At 69.9% G+C, this 15,950-nt stretch carries 17 protein-coding genes; 8 read left to right on the forward strand and 9 right to left on the reverse strand.

What is annotated here, in order from left to right; genetic code table 11:
• Nucleotides 1–57: 57 nt before the first annotated feature.
• The 3 genes from petN to L107_RS05570 all read left to right on the forward strand — a co-directional run bounded on the left by petN (nucleotide 58) and on the right by L107_RS05570 (nucleotide 1,884).
• Entirely contained in the window at nucleotides 58–159 is a 102-nt protein-coding gene (gene petN, locus L107_RS05560) for a cytochrome b6-f complex subunit PetN (RefSeq protein WP_015108283.1), read from the forward strand.
• Complete coding sequence (locus tag L107_RS05565; RefSeq protein ID WP_159816902.1) at nucleotides 137–301, forward strand: hypothetical protein; 165 nt, start codon at nucleotides 137–139, stop codon at nucleotides 299–301. Before petN ends, L107_RS05565 begins: the two co-directional genes overlap by 23 nt.
• Before the next feature lie 191 nt (nucleotides 302–492).
• On the forward strand, nucleotides 493–1,884 hold the full coding sequence (locus L107_RS05570; RefSeq protein WP_159816904.1) for a hypothetical protein: 1,392 nt from the start codon (nucleotides 493–495) through the stop codon (nucleotides 1,882–1,884).
• Here the strand turns inward: L107_RS05570 and psb29 are convergent.
• Nucleotides 1,847–2,542 (reverse strand): photosystem II biogenesis protein Psp29, encoded by a 696-nt coding sequence (gene psb29, locus L107_RS05575; RefSeq protein ID WP_159816906.1) that lies wholly within the window; start codon nucleotides 2,540–2,542, stop codon nucleotides 1,847–1,849. The two genes, L107_RS05570 and psb29, sit on opposite strands and share 38 nt — an antisense overlap.
• A 95-nt stretch (nucleotides 2,543–2,637) precedes the next feature.
• Here psb29 and clpP point away from each other — a divergent pair, with 95 nt between their 5' ends.
• Nucleotides 2,638–3,228: an ATP-dependent Clp endopeptidase proteolytic subunit ClpP gene (gene clpP / locus L107_RS05580; protein ID WP_015108279.1), complete on the forward strand. Its 591-nt coding sequence runs from the start codon at nucleotides 2,638–2,640 to the stop codon at nucleotides 3,226–3,228.
• 80 nt (nucleotides 3,229–3,308) lie between these two features.
• Here clpP and ftsH read toward each other — a convergent pair whose 3' ends face one another.
• The 4 genes from ftsH to pyk form a co-directional block, all read right to left on the reverse strand.
• Nucleotides 3,309–5,288, reverse strand: a complete 1,980-nt coding sequence (ftsH, locus tag L107_RS05585) for an ATP-dependent zinc metalloprotease FtsH (RefSeq protein ID WP_159816908.1) — start codon at nucleotides 5,286–5,288, stop codon at nucleotides 3,309–3,311.
• Nucleotides 5,289–5,361: 73 nt separating this feature from the next.
• On the reverse strand, nucleotides 5,362–5,670 hold the full coding sequence (locus L107_RS05590; protein ID WP_159816910.1) for a DUF1830 domain-containing protein: 309 nt from the start codon (nucleotides 5,668–5,670) through the stop codon (nucleotides 5,362–5,364).
• A 150-nt stretch (nucleotides 5,671–5,820) separates the two neighbouring features.
• Nucleotides 5,821–7,050, reverse strand: a complete 1,230-nt coding sequence (locus L107_RS05595) for an ABC transporter permease (protein WP_159816912.1) — start codon at nucleotides 7,048–7,050, stop codon at nucleotides 5,821–5,823.
• Nucleotides 7,051–7,077: 27 nt separating this feature from the next.
• Nucleotides 7,078–8,862 (reverse strand): pyruvate kinase, encoded by a 1,785-nt coding sequence (pyk, locus tag L107_RS05600; protein WP_159816914.1) that lies wholly within the window; start codon nucleotides 8,860–8,862, stop codon nucleotides 7,078–7,080.
• A gap of 59 nt (nucleotides 8,863–8,921) precedes the next feature.
• Here pyk and L107_RS05605 point away from each other — a divergent pair, with 59 nt between their 5' ends.
• Nucleotides 8,922–9,251 (forward strand): nucleoside triphosphate pyrophosphohydrolase family protein, encoded by a 330-nt coding sequence (locus L107_RS05605; protein ID WP_159816916.1) that lies wholly within the window; start codon nucleotides 8,922–8,924, stop codon nucleotides 9,249–9,251.
• Between the two features lie 98 nt (nucleotides 9,252–9,349).
• The gene (locus L107_RS05610; RefSeq protein ID WP_159817435.1) at nucleotides 9,350–9,823 is read left to right on the forward strand and encodes a hypothetical protein; all 474 of its coding nucleotides are present in this window, start codon (nucleotides 9,350–9,352) and stop codon (nucleotides 9,821–9,823) included.
• Here L107_RS05610 and L107_RS05615 read toward each other — a convergent pair.
• Genes L107_RS05615 through ilvA form a run of 3 tightly spaced genes read right to left on the reverse strand, consistent with a single transcriptional unit; the run spans nucleotide 9,817 to nucleotide 12,411 of the window.
• Entirely contained in the window at nucleotides 9,817–10,107 is a 291-nt protein-coding gene (locus L107_RS05615; protein WP_106220049.1) for a YggT family protein, read from the reverse strand. The two genes, L107_RS05610 and L107_RS05615, sit on opposite strands and share 7 nt — an antisense overlap.
• A gap of 52 nt (nucleotides 10,108–10,159) precedes the next feature.
• On the reverse strand, nucleotides 10,160–10,759 hold the full coding sequence (gene scpB, locus L107_RS05620; protein WP_159816918.1) for an SMC-Scp complex subunit ScpB: 600 nt from the start codon (nucleotides 10,757–10,759) through the stop codon (nucleotides 10,160–10,162).
• A 41-nt stretch (nucleotides 10,760–10,800) separates the two neighbouring features.
• A complete protein-coding gene (ilvA, locus tag L107_RS05625) occupies nucleotides 10,801–12,411 on the reverse strand; it encodes a threonine ammonia-lyase, biosynthetic (RefSeq protein ID WP_159816920.1) in 1,611 nt (536 codons plus the stop codon).
• Between the two features lie 96 nt (nucleotides 12,412–12,507).
• Here ilvA and dxs point away from each other — a divergent pair, with 96 nt between their 5' ends.
• Together dxs and L107_RS05635 are read left to right on the forward strand one after the other, a co-directional pair.
• Entirely contained in the window at nucleotides 12,508–14,427 is a 1,920-nt protein-coding gene (dxs, locus tag L107_RS05630; RefSeq protein WP_159816922.1) for a 1-deoxy-D-xylulose-5-phosphate synthase, read from the forward strand.
• Nucleotides 14,417–15,676: an NAD(P)/FAD-dependent oxidoreductase gene (locus tag L107_RS05635; protein ID WP_159816924.1), complete on the forward strand. Its 1,260-nt coding sequence runs from the start codon at nucleotides 14,417–14,419 to the stop codon at nucleotides 15,674–15,676. The genes dxs and L107_RS05635 overlap by 11 nt, the downstream gene beginning before the upstream one ends.
• Nucleotides 15,677–15,680: 4 nt before the next feature.
• On the opposite strand, the gene psaK is transcribed toward L107_RS05635, so the two are convergent.
• The gene (psaK, locus tag L107_RS05640) at nucleotides 15,681–15,938 is read right to left on the reverse strand and encodes a photosystem I reaction center subunit PsaK (protein ID WP_015108267.1); all 258 of its coding nucleotides are present in this window, start codon (nucleotides 15,936–15,938) and stop codon (nucleotides 15,681–15,683) included.
• Nucleotides 15,939–15,950 lie beyond the last annotated feature (12 nt).

The raw sequence follows: 15,950 nt of genomic DNA on the forward strand, positions 1-15,950 counted from the left end.
GCAGCGGCTGCCGGTCCCCAGCGTAGGTAACATGCGCGGAGTCTTGAACCGGGCCCGATGTTGATCACCCTTGGTTGGTCCGCCCTGGCGGCCATCTTCACCTTCTCGATCGCCATGGTGGTGTGGGGCCGGAACGGTGACAACAGCATCGGTTTCTGATCTGGCTTTCCCCACCACCACCCTGCTGGCGGGCCTGGCCTCCGCCCTGCTGCTCTTCGTGAGTGTCGGTGTGATCTATCTCTCCACCGTCGAGTGGCGCGACAAGCGCCGCCGCCGCTCCAGCGAAGTCCGCAACCGCTGATGCTCAACCCCTGACCAGCCCCGGCGCGAGGGGCCGAAGGGCTGCTCCGGTTGATCACTCCCAACCGGTGGTCCGGCCATCGCCATCCTTCGCAGAAGCCCGCTGTCGCCAGGGTCACCGCCGATGCAGGAGCGGTCCCGGGGCCGGCCGCGTCGTCCCATCCACCCTGGCCCCAGCCCGCCGGCGTTTCCATGAGCCGCCCGATCGATCGTCTGCGCCGCTCGCTGGTGGCGCCGGCCCTGCCCCGGCGACCCGGGCCGCCACCCCTGCCGCTCACCACGGCAACCCTGCTGCTGTTGCTGCTGCTGCCCAGCCTCGCCCTGGGGCGCTGGCCCCGGCCCCGCGCCCAGGGACTCGAGCAGCTGATGGCGGTGAGCAGCCTGCTGCAGAGTTTCCCCGCCAGCCCGGAGCGGCCGGTTCCGGCCCTCTGGCGTGACCGCCTCGGCGAAGCCGCGGGCCGCCGGCTGTGGCGCGAGCAGCGCCGCACCTGGTGGCAGTTCTGGGGACCGCACACCGATGTGGGCGCCTACCTGGTGGTGCAGGACAACGCCGCCGCCGGGGCCCGGACGCCCCTGCCGGCCCAGGGCCTGCGGGTGGGGAACCTGCTGGTGGTGGCACCGGATCCCCTCTCCCGGCGCCTGCTGCAGGACCAGCTGCGGCCGGACCAGCTGGCCGGCCGCGGACTGTTCAGCACCTGCCTGCCCCGCCTGGAAAGTGGCCAGGGCGTCTTCTGGAACGCCTCCGGACTCGGGGCGCTGGTGGGGCCCCTGGCCCCCCTGCTGGAGGCCTACCAGGAGGGTTGCCTCTCCCTGGCACTGGAGGGCTCGGAGGTGCGTTGGCGCGGCGAAGCCTCCGACCGCCCCGCCTCCACCGGTCCGGCGGGCCGCCTGAGGATCCCGGACCTGCCGCCCTCCTCCCGGCCGCCCCTGCCCGCCGACCTGCTGCTGGAGCTTCAGGGCTCCTCCCTCGAGCAGCTGTTCCGGGGCCTTCTGGCCCGCCAGCTGATCCGCGATCCCCTGGCGGCCCGGTACGGCATCGACACCAAGGGGCTCGCCCTGCTGCGGCGCTCCCCCTTCCGGCTGCGGCTCCAGCCCCAGCCCACCGGTGCGTTCCAGGCCTCGCTCGAGCTCCAGGTGGCGGTGGGGGCCGACCGCCAGGGCTGGCGCCAGCTGCTGCAGGGTCTGGCCCGGGCCCTGCAGGCCCAGGGGCTGGAGGCGGGCCCCGCCGCGACGGCCCCATCCCAGGCGGGCGCTGCCACCTGGAGCCGGCAGGACGGTGTGGTGCTGGGGGGATGGCGCTGGATCGGCGAGGGGGGACCGGCACCCCAGCTGCTGCTGTTCCTCGGTCCGGTGCCTGGCCGATGGCAAGCGATGACCACCACAGGGGCGGGCGCCCCGGCCAGCGGTGAGCTGTGGTTGCGGGTCCGCCCACGGGGGCTGGACCAGCTGGGCCTGCTCCCCGAACCTCTGCCGGAGCTGGTGCGTCGCGCTGATCAGCTGTGGATGGAGTCCCTTCCCGGCTCAACGGCCACCGGAGCCGACGGGCTCAGCTGGCTGAGGGGACGCCTTCAGGTGAGCCGCTGACGGCCTGGCGCTCGCGCCGCCGCCGCTCGGCGGCCACCGTCTCCTCCATGAGCTCGACGGCCATGGTCATCTTCTCCAGGTTGCTGGCGTAGAGGGCCAGGTCCTTGTCGAGACGGTCACGCAACAGGCCGATCGACTCGCCGATCTCGTGGGCCAGCTGGCGCAGGGCCTGGGGTTCCATGGCGTCGTCGGCGAGGGCCTGCTCCAGCAGGGCGAGCAGGCCGACCGCCATCAGACGCGAGTAATGGAAGTCGGGACGGCGGATGCCGGCCAGGGCGGTGGCCACCGGCGGCGGGGCCCCCGCCCCCTGGTTCTCGATCCACTGGCGCACCTCGGCCTGGCTGTGGCGTCCCATGGCGGCCAGGGCTTCCTCGCACTCGCGGCGCAGATCGGGGCCATCAAAGCCGGAGGAGGCGCACAGGGCCTGGAAGAGGGGGGCCTTCTGGGCCTCGGGGCGGTAGCCCCGGGCAAAGCCATCGAACACCTGAACCAGGCCGACGGCGAACAGGGGATCACTCTGGAACCCCTTCTGACGGCTCAGCAGGTGGAGCTCCACCAGCAGTTCGTCGACCATGCGCCGGTAGAGGGGACTGATGACATGGGGGAAGGCGCCGTGGAAGGCGCGCTTGCTGTCGGCGACGGTGAGAGCAGCGCTCACGCGGATGGATTCTTCGTTGCAGCGACCTTAGCGCTGCAGGCACTCGACCCGATCGGCGGCTGGGTAGGATCGTTTCAATCGCCTGTCTGGAGCCCATGATCCCGATCGTCATCGAGGAGTCGGGTCGCGGTGAAAGAGCCTTCGACATCTATTCCCGGCTGCTGCGCGAGAGGATCATCTTCCTCGGCGAACCGGTGACCGCGGAGTCTGCCAACCGCGTGGTGGCCCAGTTGCTGTTCCTGGAGGCTGAAGATCCCGAAAAGGATATCTTCCTCTATGTCAATTCCCCCGGCGGTTCGGTTTACGACGGCCTCGGCATCTTTGACACGATGCAGCACATCAAACCCGACGTCCAGACGGTCTGCGTGGGCCTGGCGGCCAGCATGGGTGCCTTCCTGCTCTGTGCCGGGGCCAAGGGCAAGCGCAGCAGCCTCAGCCACTCCCGGATCATGATCCACCAGCCCCTCGGCGGGGCCCGGGGCCAGGCCAGCGACATCCGCATCCAGGCCGATGAGATCCTCTATCTGAAGGACAAGCTCAACCGCGAACTGGCGAGCCGGACCGGGCAGGATCTGGAGCGCATTCAGATCGACACCGACCGGGATTTCTTCATGTCTCCGGCCGAAGCGATGGCCTACGGCCTGATCGACAAGGTGATCGAGAAGCGGCCTGTCCGCCCCGTCTGAGGCCCAGCCGTCCACAAAAAAGCTACCCACAAAAGAAGGCCTGCCGGAGCAGGCCTTTTTCATGGCGCCGAAGCCGGAGCTCAGTTGGCTTCGCTGGTCTCGGCCATGACGGCGTCCTGAGGCGGGACCGTCGCCAGGTCGGCGGCGGTGAGCAGGGGGGAGAAGCGATCCTTGTCGGGAATCGAGGCGAACTCCGAGACGATCAGGCGGAATTCGTCGCCATCGAGGCTCTCCTTCTCGATCAGCAGCTCCACCAGCCGGTCCATGCAGGCCCGATGCTCGGCCACGAGTTTGACGGTGTCGGCGTAGCAGCTCTGAACGATCTGGCGGACAGCCTCGTCGATCTTGTGGGCGATCGCATCGGAGACGTCGCTGCGGGTCATCAGGTCGCGGCCCAGGAACACCTCCTGGTTGCCGGCCTCCAGGGACATCGGACCCAGATCACTCATGCCGAAGCGGGTCACCATCTGGCGGGCCATCGAGGCCACCTGCTGGATGTCGCCGCCGGCCCCGGTGGTCACCTCGGAGTGGCCGAACACCACGTCCTCGGCGGCACGGCCCCCGAGGGCCCCCATGATCCGCGCCCGCAGCTGGGCACGGCTGACCAGCATCTGCTCCTCATCGGGGGCGAACCAGGTGAGGCCCTGGGCCTGGCCCCGGGGGATCAGGGTGACCTTCTGGACTGGATCGTGCTGCTTCACCAGGGTGCCCACCAGGGCATGGCCCACCTCGTGATAGGCGATCAGACGCTTGCTGCGGCCATCGGTGAGGGGCTTGCCCTCCATGCCGGCGATGATCCGGTCGACGGCATCGTCGATCTCGGCCAGGCCGGTGGCCTCCTTGCGCCGGCGGGCGGTGAGGATCGCCGCCTCATTCAGCAGATTGGCCAGGTCGGCGCCGGTGAAGCCGGGGGTGCGGCGGGCGATCATCTCCAGGGAGACGTCGTCAGCCAGCTTCTTGTTGCGGCTGTGCACCTTGAGGATCGAGAGCCGACCCTTGATGTCGGGCGCGTCCACCTGCACCTGGCGATCGAAACGGCCGGGCCGCATCAGGGCCGAATCCAGCACGTCGGGCCGGTTGGTGGCGGCGATGATGATGATGCCGCTGTTGCCCTCGAAGCCATCCATCTCCGTGAGGAGCTGGTTGAGGGTCTGCTCCCGCTCATCGTTGCCGCCGCCGATGCCGGCGCCGCGCTGGCGGCCGACCGCGTCGATCTCATCGATGAAGATCAGACAGGGACTGTTCTCCTTGGCCCGCTTGAACAGGTCGCGCACCCGGCTGGCGCCGACGCCGACGAACATCTCCACGAACTCGGAACCGGAGAGGGAGAAGAAGGGCACGCCGGCCTCGCCGGCGATCGCCTTGGCCAGCAGGGTCTTGCCGGTGCCTGGGGGACCCACCAGCAGCACGCCGCGGGGGATCTTGGCCCCCACCGAGGTGAAGCGCTCGGGGGTCTTCAGGAAGGTGACCACCTCCTGCAGATCCTGCTTGGCTTCCTCCACCCCGGCCACGTCGTCGAACTTGACGCCGGTTTCCGCCTCCATGGCGAAACGGGCCTTGGACTTGCCGAACTGCATGGCCTGGCCGGGGCCACCCGGCATGCCGGAGGAACGCCGGGCCAGGAAGATCAGCGAGCCGATGAGCAGCAGCGGGAAGAGCAGGTTGCCCAGAAGCCCCAGGGCGGGCGGAGTGGACTTGGGCGGATGGACATCGAAGCTGATGCCCTGATCCTTGAGCTTGTTGATCAGCTCCGGTGCGACGCCGGGCAGATCGACGCGCAGGCGCTGGACGCGGTTGTCAAGGTCAGGATCCACCGCCTCGATTACGGCGGTGCGACCCCCGTCGAAGATGTCAACGGCGGTGACGCGCCCCGCCTCCACGTAATCCAGGAAGCGCCCGTAGCTCATGCGGGCCACCGCCGCATTGCGGGGGGCGGTGGTGTCGCCGCCACCGCCGGCGGGGGCCAGCCGCCCTCCGGAACTCAGCAGCTGCCAGCCCAGGAACAGGGCCACGGCGACCGGCAACAGCCACAGGGCAAGGACACGCCAGCGCTGATTCATGGTTGTGAAGCTTTTGGACAACCTTAAGAGCGCGGGCCCCGCCAACGGGAGCCCCGCGGCGCCGGAGGGGGGGTCAGCTGGCCTGCAGCCAGGGGTTGAGCTCGATGCCGCCGGCGGCAGCCTCCGGAACGGGGGCCGATTCCATGATCAGTTCGCGGGACTCGATCGATTCGAGCAGCTCCGGGCCACCCAGGCCGTGCGTCCAGATCTCCACCTCGCTCCCCTCGGGACACTGAAAGGTCAGGAGTTCGAAAGGAAACACGACCCGTTCGAGGAAGAACTGCCCCGGCCCGATGCAGCGCAGGATGACCATGCGGTCGGAGCTGTTCCGGTAGCCGCACTCCACCTGTTCCGTCCTGGCCAGTTGATCCAACACCTTCATGCGGCGACGTCCATACCATCAAGCCACTGCGGCTGTGGGGATTCGGTGACCAAGGCGACGGATTGGCAGTCTTAATCTTTTCTTCTATTCTCTCTGGGCGAAGGTGGGGCTAGGCCCCCAGGGGCGAGCGTGGCGTCCCCGCCGGCGGCTTCAGAGGCTCCTCAGGGCCGCGATCGGATCCAGTCGGGCGGCACGGCGGGCCGGCACCACCCCGAAGAACAGGCCGATCGAGCCGGACAGCCCCACCGTCAGCAGCACCGTGCTGGGCTCGATCGTGGCGGGCAGGGGGGTGAAGGCCGCCACCAGGGCCACGGTGCCCAGGCCCATGGCGCTGCCGATCACCCCGCCGAGGCTCGCGAGCACCAGGGACTCCACCAGGAACTGGAGCAGCACGTCGCTGCTGCGGGCTCCGAGGGCCTTGCGCAGGCCGATCTCCTCGGTGCGTTCACTCACCGACACCAGCATGATGTTCATGATCCCGATCCCGCCCACCAGCAGGGACACGGCGCCGATGGCGGCGAGCATCAGGGTGAGCCCGCCGGTGATCGTGCCGACGATCGTGAGGGCATCCTTCTGGGAGCGCACGGCGAAATCGTCCTCCCGCAGGATGCGGTGGCGCTGGCGCAGCAGGTTGGTGATCTGGAAGGCGGCGGCGCCGGTGCTGGCTTCGTCGCGGGCTTCGACGCTGATGAAGGTGAGGCTGACGCCGAAGGTGGGATCCCGTCCGCTCAGCTGACTCACCATGGTGGTGAGGGGGATGTAGGCGTTCTCGTCCTGGTTGGAGCCGAACACCGCCCCCTTGGACGCCAGCACGCCGATGACCTCGAAGGACTTGTCGCGGATGCGCAACTGGCGGCCCAGGGCCTCGCCGGTGGGCATCAGCTTCTTCTGCAGATCGGGCCCGATCACCACCACGTTGCGGGCGCCCTTGAGATCGCGTTCATCGATGAAGCGGCCCCGGGTCACCTCGAAGCTGCGCACCGGCAGGAATTCCGGCGTCACCCCGGACACCGAGATCGTGGAGCTGAACCCCCCCGCCTGGGCCACCTCGTTGAGGGTGATCTGGGGGGCGACGCGGCGCACGCTCGGCACCTGCTCGGCGATGGCCTTGGCGTCCTCCAGCACCAGGGTGCGCGGGGTCTCGATCCCCTGGCGGCGCGTGTCGTTGTTGCCGGGCACCACGAACAGCACATTGGCGCCCAGGGTGCTGAGCTGGTTCTCGGCCAGGTTCTGGGCACCGCGCCCCACCCCCACCAGGGTGATGACCGAGGCGTTGCCGATCACGATGCCGAGCATGGTGAGCAGGCTGCGCAGGCGGTTGGAGCGCAGCGTCAGCAGTGCCATGGCCACCGTCTCGCTCAGGGGCAGCTTGGAGGCCATGGCGGCGCAACCGGAGACGCTTCGGTTCTAGAGGAAAGAGGGCACCGCCGAAGGGTGGGCACTGCGGGGGCCCCGGTGCACCACCCCCTCCTGGATCTCAAGGGTGACCACCTCGCCCATGCGCAGTTCGAGGGTGGCGTTGGCCACCCCGACGATCACGGGGACGCCCAGGCGCTCGGCGATCACGGCGGCGTGGCTCTGGCGGCCCTCCTCCTCGGCGATCACCCCGCGGGCCTTGCGGATCGCCTCCAGGTAGGCGGCGCTCGTCTCGCGCACCACCAGGATCTCGCCGGCCTCCAGGCGGGCCGCATCCTCCGGCGAGCTGGCCAGGCGCACCTTGCCGCTGACGGTGCCGCTGCCGATGCCCACACCCCGGCCCATGACGGCCGAGACGATGCCCACCTTGACCAGGTCGGTGGAGCCGGACACCCCTTCAAGGGTGCCGGCGGTCTGCACCACCAGATCACCGGCGCCCAGGAGCCCCATCTGCTGGGCCGTGGCCATGGCGACGCTGAAGGTGCGGCTGCTGCTGGACTCGTCCTGGATCAGCAGGGGGTTGACCCCCCACACCAGCTGCAGCTGCCGGGCCACGGTGACATCGGAGGTGATCGCCAGGATCGGGGTGCTGGGGCGGAACTTGCTGACGTTGCGCGCCGTGGAGCCGGTCTTGGTGAGGGGCAGGATCGCCGCGGCGTTCAGCTGGCGGGCGATGCTGCTGACGGCCTGACAGATGGCGTTGGGGATGGTGGTCGCCATGTGGCTGTCCAGCACCCGCTGGGGGTAGTCGCGTTCGATGCGGCGGGCGATCTGGTCCATGGTGGCCACCGCCTCCACCGGGTAGTCGCCGACGGCCGTCTCGTTGGAGAGCATCACCGCATCGGTGCCGTCGAGGATGGCGTTGGCCACATCGCTCACCTCGGCCCGGGTGGGCCGGGGGCAGGAGGCCATCGAATCGAGCATCTGGGTGGCCGTGATGATCGGGATGCCGAGGCTGTTGGCCTTGCGGATCAGCTCCTTCTGCAGCAGCGGCACCTCCTCGGCGGGCATCTCCACCCCGAGGTCGCCCCGGGCCACCATCACCCCGTCGCAGAGGGGCAGGATCGCGTCGATGGCGTCGATGGCCTCGAACTTCTCGATCTTGGCCACCACCGGGGTGTTGTGGCCCTGGCTGCGGATCAGCTCCCGGATCTCCAGCATGTCGGAGGGGTTGCGCACGAAGCTCAGGGCCACCCAGTCGACGCCCTGCTGCAGCCCGAAGGCCAGGTCGCGCCGGTCCTTGGGGGTGAGGGCCCGGATCGAGAGCTGCACATCGGGGAAGTTGACCCCCTTGTTGTTGGAGAGCACCCCGCCGACGGTGACCTTGCACTTCAGGGTCTGCCCGGGGCCGTCCACCTCCACCACCACCATCTCCACCCGGCCGTCGTCCAGCAGGATGCGGCTGCCGCTGGTCACCTCGTCCGCCAGACGGTCGTAGGTGACGGTGGCGATGGTGTTGTCGCAGTTGACGGCCCGGGAGGTGAGGGAGAAGGGATCCCCCTTGGCCAGGGTGATGGGACCGGCCTGGAAGCGGCCCAGGCGGATCTTGGGGCCCTGCAGGTCCTGCAGGATGCCGATGTGGACGCCCAGTTCGTGGGCCACCTGGCGGATGGTGGCGATCCGATCGGCGTGATCGCTGTGATCGCCGTGGGAAAAGTTGAGACGGAAGGTGGTGGCGCCGGCGGCGATCAGCTGCCGCAACACCTCGGGCGACTCGGTGGCGGGCCCGATCGTGGCCACGATCTTTGTGCGACGCATGAGATCGTGAGGGGCCATTGAACGACCTTGTACAGGGGCGGAAACTACCATCCGGACTTGCCCGGAGCGCGCTTGGAATGGACTTTCACGACTACCAGCAACGCTCCCGTGAGACGGCCCGCTACCCCGAGGCCGGCAACAACATCCTTTATCCCACCCTGGGCCTGTGCGGCGAGGCCGGCGAAGTGGCCGACAAGGTGAAGAAGGTGCTGCGCGATCGGGCGGGGGTGTTCGGCCCCGAGGTTCGCGAGGATCTGCGGCTGGAGCTGGGGGACGTGCTCTGGTACGTGGCCCAGCTGGCCACGGAACTGGGGTTGGATCTCGATGACGTGGCGGCCGCCAACCTGGCCAAGCTGGCCGACCGGGCGAACCGTAACGTGATCGCAGGCAGCGGCGATCGGCGGTGACTCAGGCAGGACTCGTCGTTCCAGGGACCCGGACTCCGGCCGGCCGCCGGCCACGCCCGCTGGCCGACGCCCGGGTCGGCCCCCTGCTCCGGCTGCTGCTGCGGCTGTCGATCGTGCTGCTGGTGGTCTGCGGTGCCCCGGCCCTGGCCGGCGCCACCGATCTGAAGGTTTCCGATGTGGTGCTGGAGCCCTGCCCCGCCGATGACCTGGGCACCCAGCCGACCCTGGCCCGCCCCAGTGGCGCCACCTGCTGGGCCCTGCGGGGGGTGGTGGTGAACAACGGATCGAAGCCGGTGGTGGATACCGATGTGTTCGGTCTGATCCTCGATGCCAGCGGTGAACCGGTGCTGCCGAACCGCACCCGGGTGGGATCGATCGGTGATGTGCCCCCCGGGCGCTCCAGCTTTGCGCTGCGGCTGGCGGTGCCGGCCGGCACCCCGGGGCCCCTGGGCACCCGCAGCGTCAAGGCCCGGGGGTTCAGCGCCCCGGTGCGCACCCGTGCCGGCGTGGACGACGAACTCCTGCCCCTGGAGGAGGCCCTGGCGGCATCCCCGGCCGGGGAGCCTCAGTAGGGAAGGCCGCCGGAGAGGCTGGCGATCGACGCCCCCAGCAGGCTCTGGGCCAGCTGCAGGGCGATGAAGGCCACCAGCGCCGAGAGGTCGAGGCCACCCAGCGGCGGAATCAGGCCCCGGAAGGCGTTGAGGTAGGGGTCGGTGATGGCGCTGACGCTGGAGAGCAGCGGATTGCTCCAGTCGAGATTGGGGAACCAGCTCAGCAGCACCCGGACCAGCAGCACCAGGAGGTAGATGCTCAGGGTCTGGGCCAGCACCTGGAGCAGGAAGACGAGGATGCTCATGGAAGGGGTCGGAGGATGGGGGCGCAGGCTTGCGCCAGCTGTTGGGCCAACTCTATGGATCCGCCTCCCCGCCGGGCGGCGGCGGCGTTCCGGCCGTCTCGGCGGCCGCCAGGCGGGTGCCGAGGGCGGCCAGATCATCGGCCTTCAGGGAGAAGGTGCGATGGAATTTCTCGCTCAGGCTCAGCCAGTAGGAGCGGCCGTCGCTCTGGCGGCGGCGTTCGATGAAGTCCTGGGCGAGGAGCTCCCTGATGTGGTCATAGGCCCCCGAGCCGCGCAGCTCCACCAGCTCCGATTGCAGCAGGCGCTTCTTGAGGGCGATGGTGGCCAGGGTCCGCAGGGCGGCGACCGAGAGATCCACCGGCAGCAGGTTCTGGACCAGATCCCCCAGGCCGGCCCGCAGCTGCAGGGCGTAGTGCTGGCCCTCCTGATGGATCTCCAGGGCGGTGTCGCGATGGGCGTAGTCGGCCATCAGGGTGATCAGGGCCAGCTCGGCCTCGTCCCGGTCGATGCCGGCGATGGCGGCCAGCTCCCCCAGCTCCAGGGGCCGGCCCTTCAGGTAGAGAATCGCCTCGAGCCGGGCCGGCAGGGACAGCCCCGGGGTGGCCGCCGCGGAGGGCTCGCCTTCGGGGTGCAGGGCGTCGGGTTCAGCCATGGGGACGTCCGGCACGGCGTGGCGGCAACGTATCGCAGGCCTCAGACCCCCACCAGCCCGCCCGGACTGGGCAAGGGCCGTCCCACCTCCCCCAGGAACAGCCGGTAGGCCGGATTGCCCGTCTCCTCCCAGTGCTGGTAGGGGAGATCGGCGAGGAAGGCCCGCCAGGCCTCCAGTTCCCCCGGGGGCACCTGAACCCCGACCACGATGCGTCCGACGTCGGCGCCGTGGTTGCGGTAGTGGAAGATGCTGATGTTCCAGTTCGGGTGCAGGGCGTTCACGAAGGCCATCAGGGCCCCGGGCCGCTCCGGGAACACGAAGCGGTACAGCCGCTCCTCCCCCTGGTCGAGGGCCGCCCCCGCACTGGCCGGCAACCGGCCGCCCACCATGTGGCAGAGGTGGAGCTTGGCCAGCTCGTCGCCGCTCAGATCCAGACAGGGAAACCCCTGGGATTCCAGGGCGTCCATCAGCTGGCGGGTGTCCTGGTGGCCGCTGATCTGCACCCCCACGAAGATGTGGGCCAGCCGGGGGTCGGCGAGGCGGTAGCTGAACTCGGTGAGGCTGCGCTGGCCGAGGACGGCGCAGAACCGGGCCAGGCTGCCCGGCTTCTCCGGGATCTCCACCGCCAGCAGGGCTTCGCGCTCCTCCCCCAGCTCGGCCCGTTCGGCCACGAAGGCCAGCCGGTCGAAGTTCATGTTGGCGCCGCAGGCCACCGCCACCAGGGTGCGGTCCCGGAGCTGCCGCTGGGCCACGTCCTTCTTCATGCCCGCCACCGAGAGGGCGCCGGCGGGTTCCAGGATCGAGCGGGTGTCCTCGAAGACGTCCTTGATGGCGGCGCAGATCTCGTCGGTGTCCACCGTCACCATGCGGTCGACGCAGCGCTGGGCCAGGGCGAAGGTGTGAACCCCCACCTGACGCACGGCCACCCCGTCGGCGAACAGGCCCACCTGATCCAGCCGCACCCGCTCCCCCGCCGCCAGGGAGCGGGTCATGGCGTCGGCATCGCTCGGCTCGACGCCGACCACCTCCACCCGGGGCCAGAGGCTCTTGACGTAGGCGCCGATGCCCGCGATCAGGCCGCCGCCGCCCACCGCCACGTAGATGGCATCGGGGGGATCGGAGCACTGGCGCAGGATCTCCAGGGCGACGGTGCCCTGGCCGGCGATCACGTCCGGATCGTCGAAGGGATGGATGAAGGTGAGTCCCCGCTGGCGCTGCAGCCGGTGCGCTTCCTCGCAGGCCTCGTCGTAGGTGTCGCCGTGGAGCACCACCTCGGCCCCCCGGGCCGCCACGGAGCGCACCTTCATCTCCGGCGTCGTGACCGGCATCACGATCACGGCGGTGCAGCCCAGCCGCTGGGCCGCCAGGGCCACCCCCTGGGCGTGGTTGCCGGCGCTGGCGGCGATCACCCCCCGGTCGAGCTCCGCCCGCTCCAGGCCGGCCATCTTGTTGTAGGCCCCGCGCAGCTTGAAGCTGAACACGGGCTGGAGATCCTCCCGTTTGAGCAGCACCTGGTTGTGGAGCCGGCGGGAGAGGTTGGGGGCGGGATCGAGGGGAGACTCGATCGCCACGTCGTACACCCGGGCCCGCAGGATCCGCTGCAGATAGGCGGTCGCCCCGGGAAAGGCGTCGTCGTTGTCGGCCGTGGTCATGGCTCCAGTGTCGCAACCCGACCCCGGAACGGTGGCATCCGTCGCCGTGTGCCGGGGCGAACCCCGTAGATTGGCCATCTGGAAGCAAGGACGGGCATGCATCTGAGCGAGCTGAGCCATCCGAATCAGCTGCACGGCCTGAGCACCGCAGAACTCGAGGCCATGGCTCGCCAGATCCGCGAGAAGCACCTGGAGGTGGTGGCCACCAGCGGCGGGCACCTCGGTCCGGGATTGGGGGTCGTGGAACTCACCCTCGCCCTCTACCAGACCCTCGACCTCGACCACGACCGGGTGGTCTGGGATGTGGGTCACCAGGCCTACCCCCACAAGCTGGTGACGGGCCGTTACAAGGATTTCCACACCCTGCGCCAGCAGGGCGGTGTGGCGGGCTATCTCAAGCGCAGCGAGAGCCGCTTCGACCACTTCGGCGCCGGCCACGCCTCCACCAGCATCTCGGCCGCCCTGGGCATGGCCCTGGCCCGCGACCGCCGCGGCGAGGACTTCAAATGTGTCGCCGTGATCGGTGATGGCGCCCTCACCGGCGGCATGGCCCTGGAGGCCATCAACCATGCGGGCCACTTGCCCCGCACCAAGCTGCTGGTGGTGCTGAACGACAACGACATGTCGATCTCACCGCCGGTGGGGGCCCTCTCCACCCACCTCAACCGCATGCGGCTCAGCAAGCCGGTGCAGTTCCTCTCCGGCAGCGCCGAGGAGGCGGTGAAGCACCTGCCCTTCCTGCACGGGGAGCTGCCCACCGAGCTCAAGACCCTCAAGGAGAGCATGAAGCGGCTGGCGGTGCCCAAGGTGGGCGCCGTGTTCGAGGAGCTGGGCTTCACCTACGTGGGCCCGATCGACGGCCACGACATCCCCGAGATGGTGCGCACCTTCCAGGCGGCCCACCGCTGCGACGGCCCGGTGCTGGTGCATGTGGCCACCACCAAGGGCAAGGGCTACCCCTACGCCGAAGCCGATCAGGTGGGGTACCACGCCCAGTCGGCCTTCGACCTGGCCACCGGCAAGGCCTACCCGTCCAGCAAACCCAAGCCGCCCAGCTGGAGCAAGGTGTTCGGCCAGACCCTGGTCAAGATCTGCGAGCAGGACTCCCGGGTGGTGGGCATCACCGCCGCCATGGCCACCGGCACGGGCCTGGATCTGCTGGAGAAGGCCCTGCCCCAGCAGTACTTCGATGTCGGCATCGCCGAGCAGCATGCCGTCACCATGGCGGCGGGCATGGCCTGCGAGGGCCTGCGGCCGGTGGTGGCGATCTACAGCACCTTCCTGCAGCGGGCCTACGACCAGCTCATCCACGATGTGGGCATCCAGAAGCTGCCCGTCACCTTCGTGCTCGACCGGGCCGGCATCGTCGGCGCCGACGGCCCCACCCACCAGGGGCAGTACGACATCAGCTACCTGCGGGCCGTCCCCAATTTCACGGTGATGGCCCCGAAGGACGAGGCCGAGCTGCAGCGCATGCTGGTCACCTCGATCGCCCACGATGGCCCCTGCGCCATCCGCATTCCCCGCGGTGAAGGGGAAGGGGTGCCGCTGATGGACGAGGGCTGGCAGCCCCTGGAGATCGGCCGCGGTGAGCTGCTCACCGACGGTGACGACGTGCTGATCGTGGCCTATGGGGCCATGGTGGCGCCGGCGATGGCCACCGCCGGCCTGCTGCAGGAGAAGGGCCTGCGGGCGGCGGTGGTCAATGCCCGCTTCCTGCGGCCCCTTGATGAGGCGCTGCTGCTGCCCCTGGCCCGCCGCATCGGCCGGGTCGTGACGATGGAGGAGGGGGCCCTGCCGGGGGGCTTCGGTGCCGCCGTGGTGGAATCCTTCAACGATCACGACCTGCCCGTGCCGGTGCTGCGCCTCGGCATCCCCGATGTCCTGGTGGACCACGCCAGCCCCGACCAGAGCAAGGAGCGCCTTGGCCTGACGCCGTCCCAGATGGCCGATCGCATCCTCGAGCGTTTCGGGCCCGTCTTCCGCGCCACCGTTCCCACCGCCCTTGCCGTCTGAGTCGACCCTCCGCTGCCAGGTGCTGGTGGTGGGGGCCGGTCCGGCCGGCGGCGACCTGGCCCGGCGTCTGGCCCTCCAGGGGGTGGATGTGGTGCTGGTCGACCGGCTCGAGGACCTGACCCGTTCCGCCTTCAGCAGCGCCGCCCTGCCGATCGAGACCATGGTCAGGCTGGGCCTGCCGGCGGAGGTGGTGGGCAGCCGCTGGCGCCACTGGCAGCTGATCGGACCCGGGCCCTCCACCCGGTGCTGGACCTCGCCCCGTCCGCTCGGAGTGGTGCTCGATTTCGGGGCCCTGCGCCGCTGGCAGGCCGACCAGTGCCGCCGCTGGGGCGGGCGGGTGCAGCTGGGACTGCACGCCTGCGCCAGCCGCCAGGAGGGCGAGCGGATGGTGACCCTGCTGCGCCGAAGCGATGGCAGCACCCTTGAGGTCCTCAGTGACTGGACGGTGGATGCCAGCGGCCACGGGCGGGCCCTGCTGGGGGAGCCACCGGTGTCCGAGCGCCGGCGCGATGGGCTGGTGCGGGCCGCCGGCCTGGAATGGCTGCTGCGGGTGTCCCCAGCCTGCTGGGAGCGCTGGGCCGACCGGCTCAGCTTCTGCCTGGGCAGCGACTGGGTGCCCCAGGGCTACGGCTGGATCTTTCCGATGCAGCACGGGGTGCTGAAGCTCGGCGTCTGCAGGCTGGTGGACCCCCAGCGCCAGCAACCTCCCCTGGGGGGGCTGATCAACGAGCTGGGCCGCCGGTTGCTGGCGGAGGGCGGGGCGGCCAATGGAGCCAGCCGCGAGCCCTTCGAGGTGCTCGACCGCCACGGCGGCCTGGTGCGTAGCACGATCCGGCGCCGGGAGCCCCATCGGCGCGGCCGGCTGGTGGGGTTGGGGGATGCGGTCAGCACCGCCAACCTGCTCGGTGGCGAAGGGATCCGCCACGCCCTGACCAGCAGCGCCGTGCTCGCCCCGCTGCTGCTGGAGGGCCTCACGGCCCCGGCGGGTTCATCGATGCAGGCGGAGCGAGCCCTGCGGGACTACGCGCCTCGGCTGCGCCGTGCCCTGGGCTGGCGCTGGTCGCTCAGCGGACGCCTGGCCCGGCGCACCTGGCTGGGCCTGCACGGGCCTCGGGCCGATGGGCGGCTGGATCAGGTGCTGCGGGGCCTGGAGAACAGCCGGGCGGAGGATCTCTCGGCCCTGCTGTTCGGCTATCGCTTCGAGCGCTACGGCCTCAGGGCGATGCCGTACCTGCTCGGCTGGCGCTGAGGGCTCAGAGGACGCCGCGGGAGGCCAGGCCGAGGATCGCGCCCATGCCCAGGATGTGGCCCAGGCTGGTGGTGCCGAGCATGGCGCCGTGGCTGAAGCCGCCGAAGAAGTTGTCGCTGGGCAGCTTGAGGCCGACGTTCTGCTGCTGGATGGTGGCCTTGCCGATGGCGATGGCGATGACGTTGCAGACGATCATGACCAGGGCCACCTTCGGGGACCAGCTGATCGAAGCGGGAGCCATGGCCAGGAGAGGAGCGATCATGATGCACGTGGC

Source organism: Cyanobium sp. Copco_Reservoir_LC18 (assembly GCF_009834675.1).
Lineage (GTDB): Bacteria > Cyanobacteriota > Cyanobacteriia > PCC-6307 > Cyanobiaceae > Cyanobium > Cyanobium minutissimum.

Coding starts and splice junctions, on each gene's coding strand:
- petN (WP_015108283.1), top strand. CDS start 58: ATGTTGATCACCCTTGGTTGGTCCGCCCTGGCGGCCATCTTCACCTTC.
- L107_RS05570 (WP_159816904.1), top strand. CDS start 493: ATGAGCCGCCCGATCGATCGTCTGCGCCGCTCGCTGGTGGCGCCGGCC.
- clpP (WP_015108279.1), top strand. CDS start 2,638: ATGATCCCGATCGTCATCGAGGAGTCGGGTCGCGGTGAAAGAGCCTTC.
- ftsH (WP_159816908.1), bottom strand. CDS start 5,288: ATGAATCAGCGCTGGCGTGTCCTTGCCCTGTGGCTGTTGCCGGTCGCC.
- L107_RS05590 (WP_159816910.1), bottom strand. CDS start 5,670: ATGAAGGTGTTGGATCAACTGGCCAGGACGGAACAGGTGGAGTGCGGC.
- L107_RS05595 (WP_159816912.1), bottom strand. CDS start 7,050: ATGGCCTCCAAGCTGCCCCTGAGCGAGACGGTGGCCATGGCACTGCTG.
- pyk (WP_159816914.1), bottom strand. CDS start 8,862: ATGGCCCCTCACGATCTCATGCGTCGCACAAAGATCGTGGCCACGATC.
- L107_RS05605 (WP_159816916.1), top strand. CDS start 8,922: ATGGACTTTCACGACTACCAGCAACGCTCCCGTGAGACGGCCCGCTAC.
- L107_RS05615 (WP_106220049.1), bottom strand. CDS start 10,107: ATGAGCATCCTCGTCTTCCTGCTCCAGGTGCTGGCCCAGACCCTGAGC.
- scpB (WP_159816918.1), bottom strand. CDS start 10,759: ATGGCTGAACCCGACGCCCTGCACCCCGAAGGCGAGCCCTCCGCGGCG.
- ilvA (WP_159816920.1), bottom strand. CDS start 12,411: ATGACCACGGCCGACAACGACGACGCCTTTCCCGGGGCGACCGCCTAT.
- dxs (WP_159816922.1), top strand. CDS start 12,508: ATGCATCTGAGCGAGCTGAGCCATCCGAATCAGCTGCACGGCCTGAGC.
- psaK (WP_015108267.1), bottom strand. CDS start 15,938: ATGATCGCTCCTCTCCTGGCCATGGCTCCCGCTTCGATCAGCTGGTCC.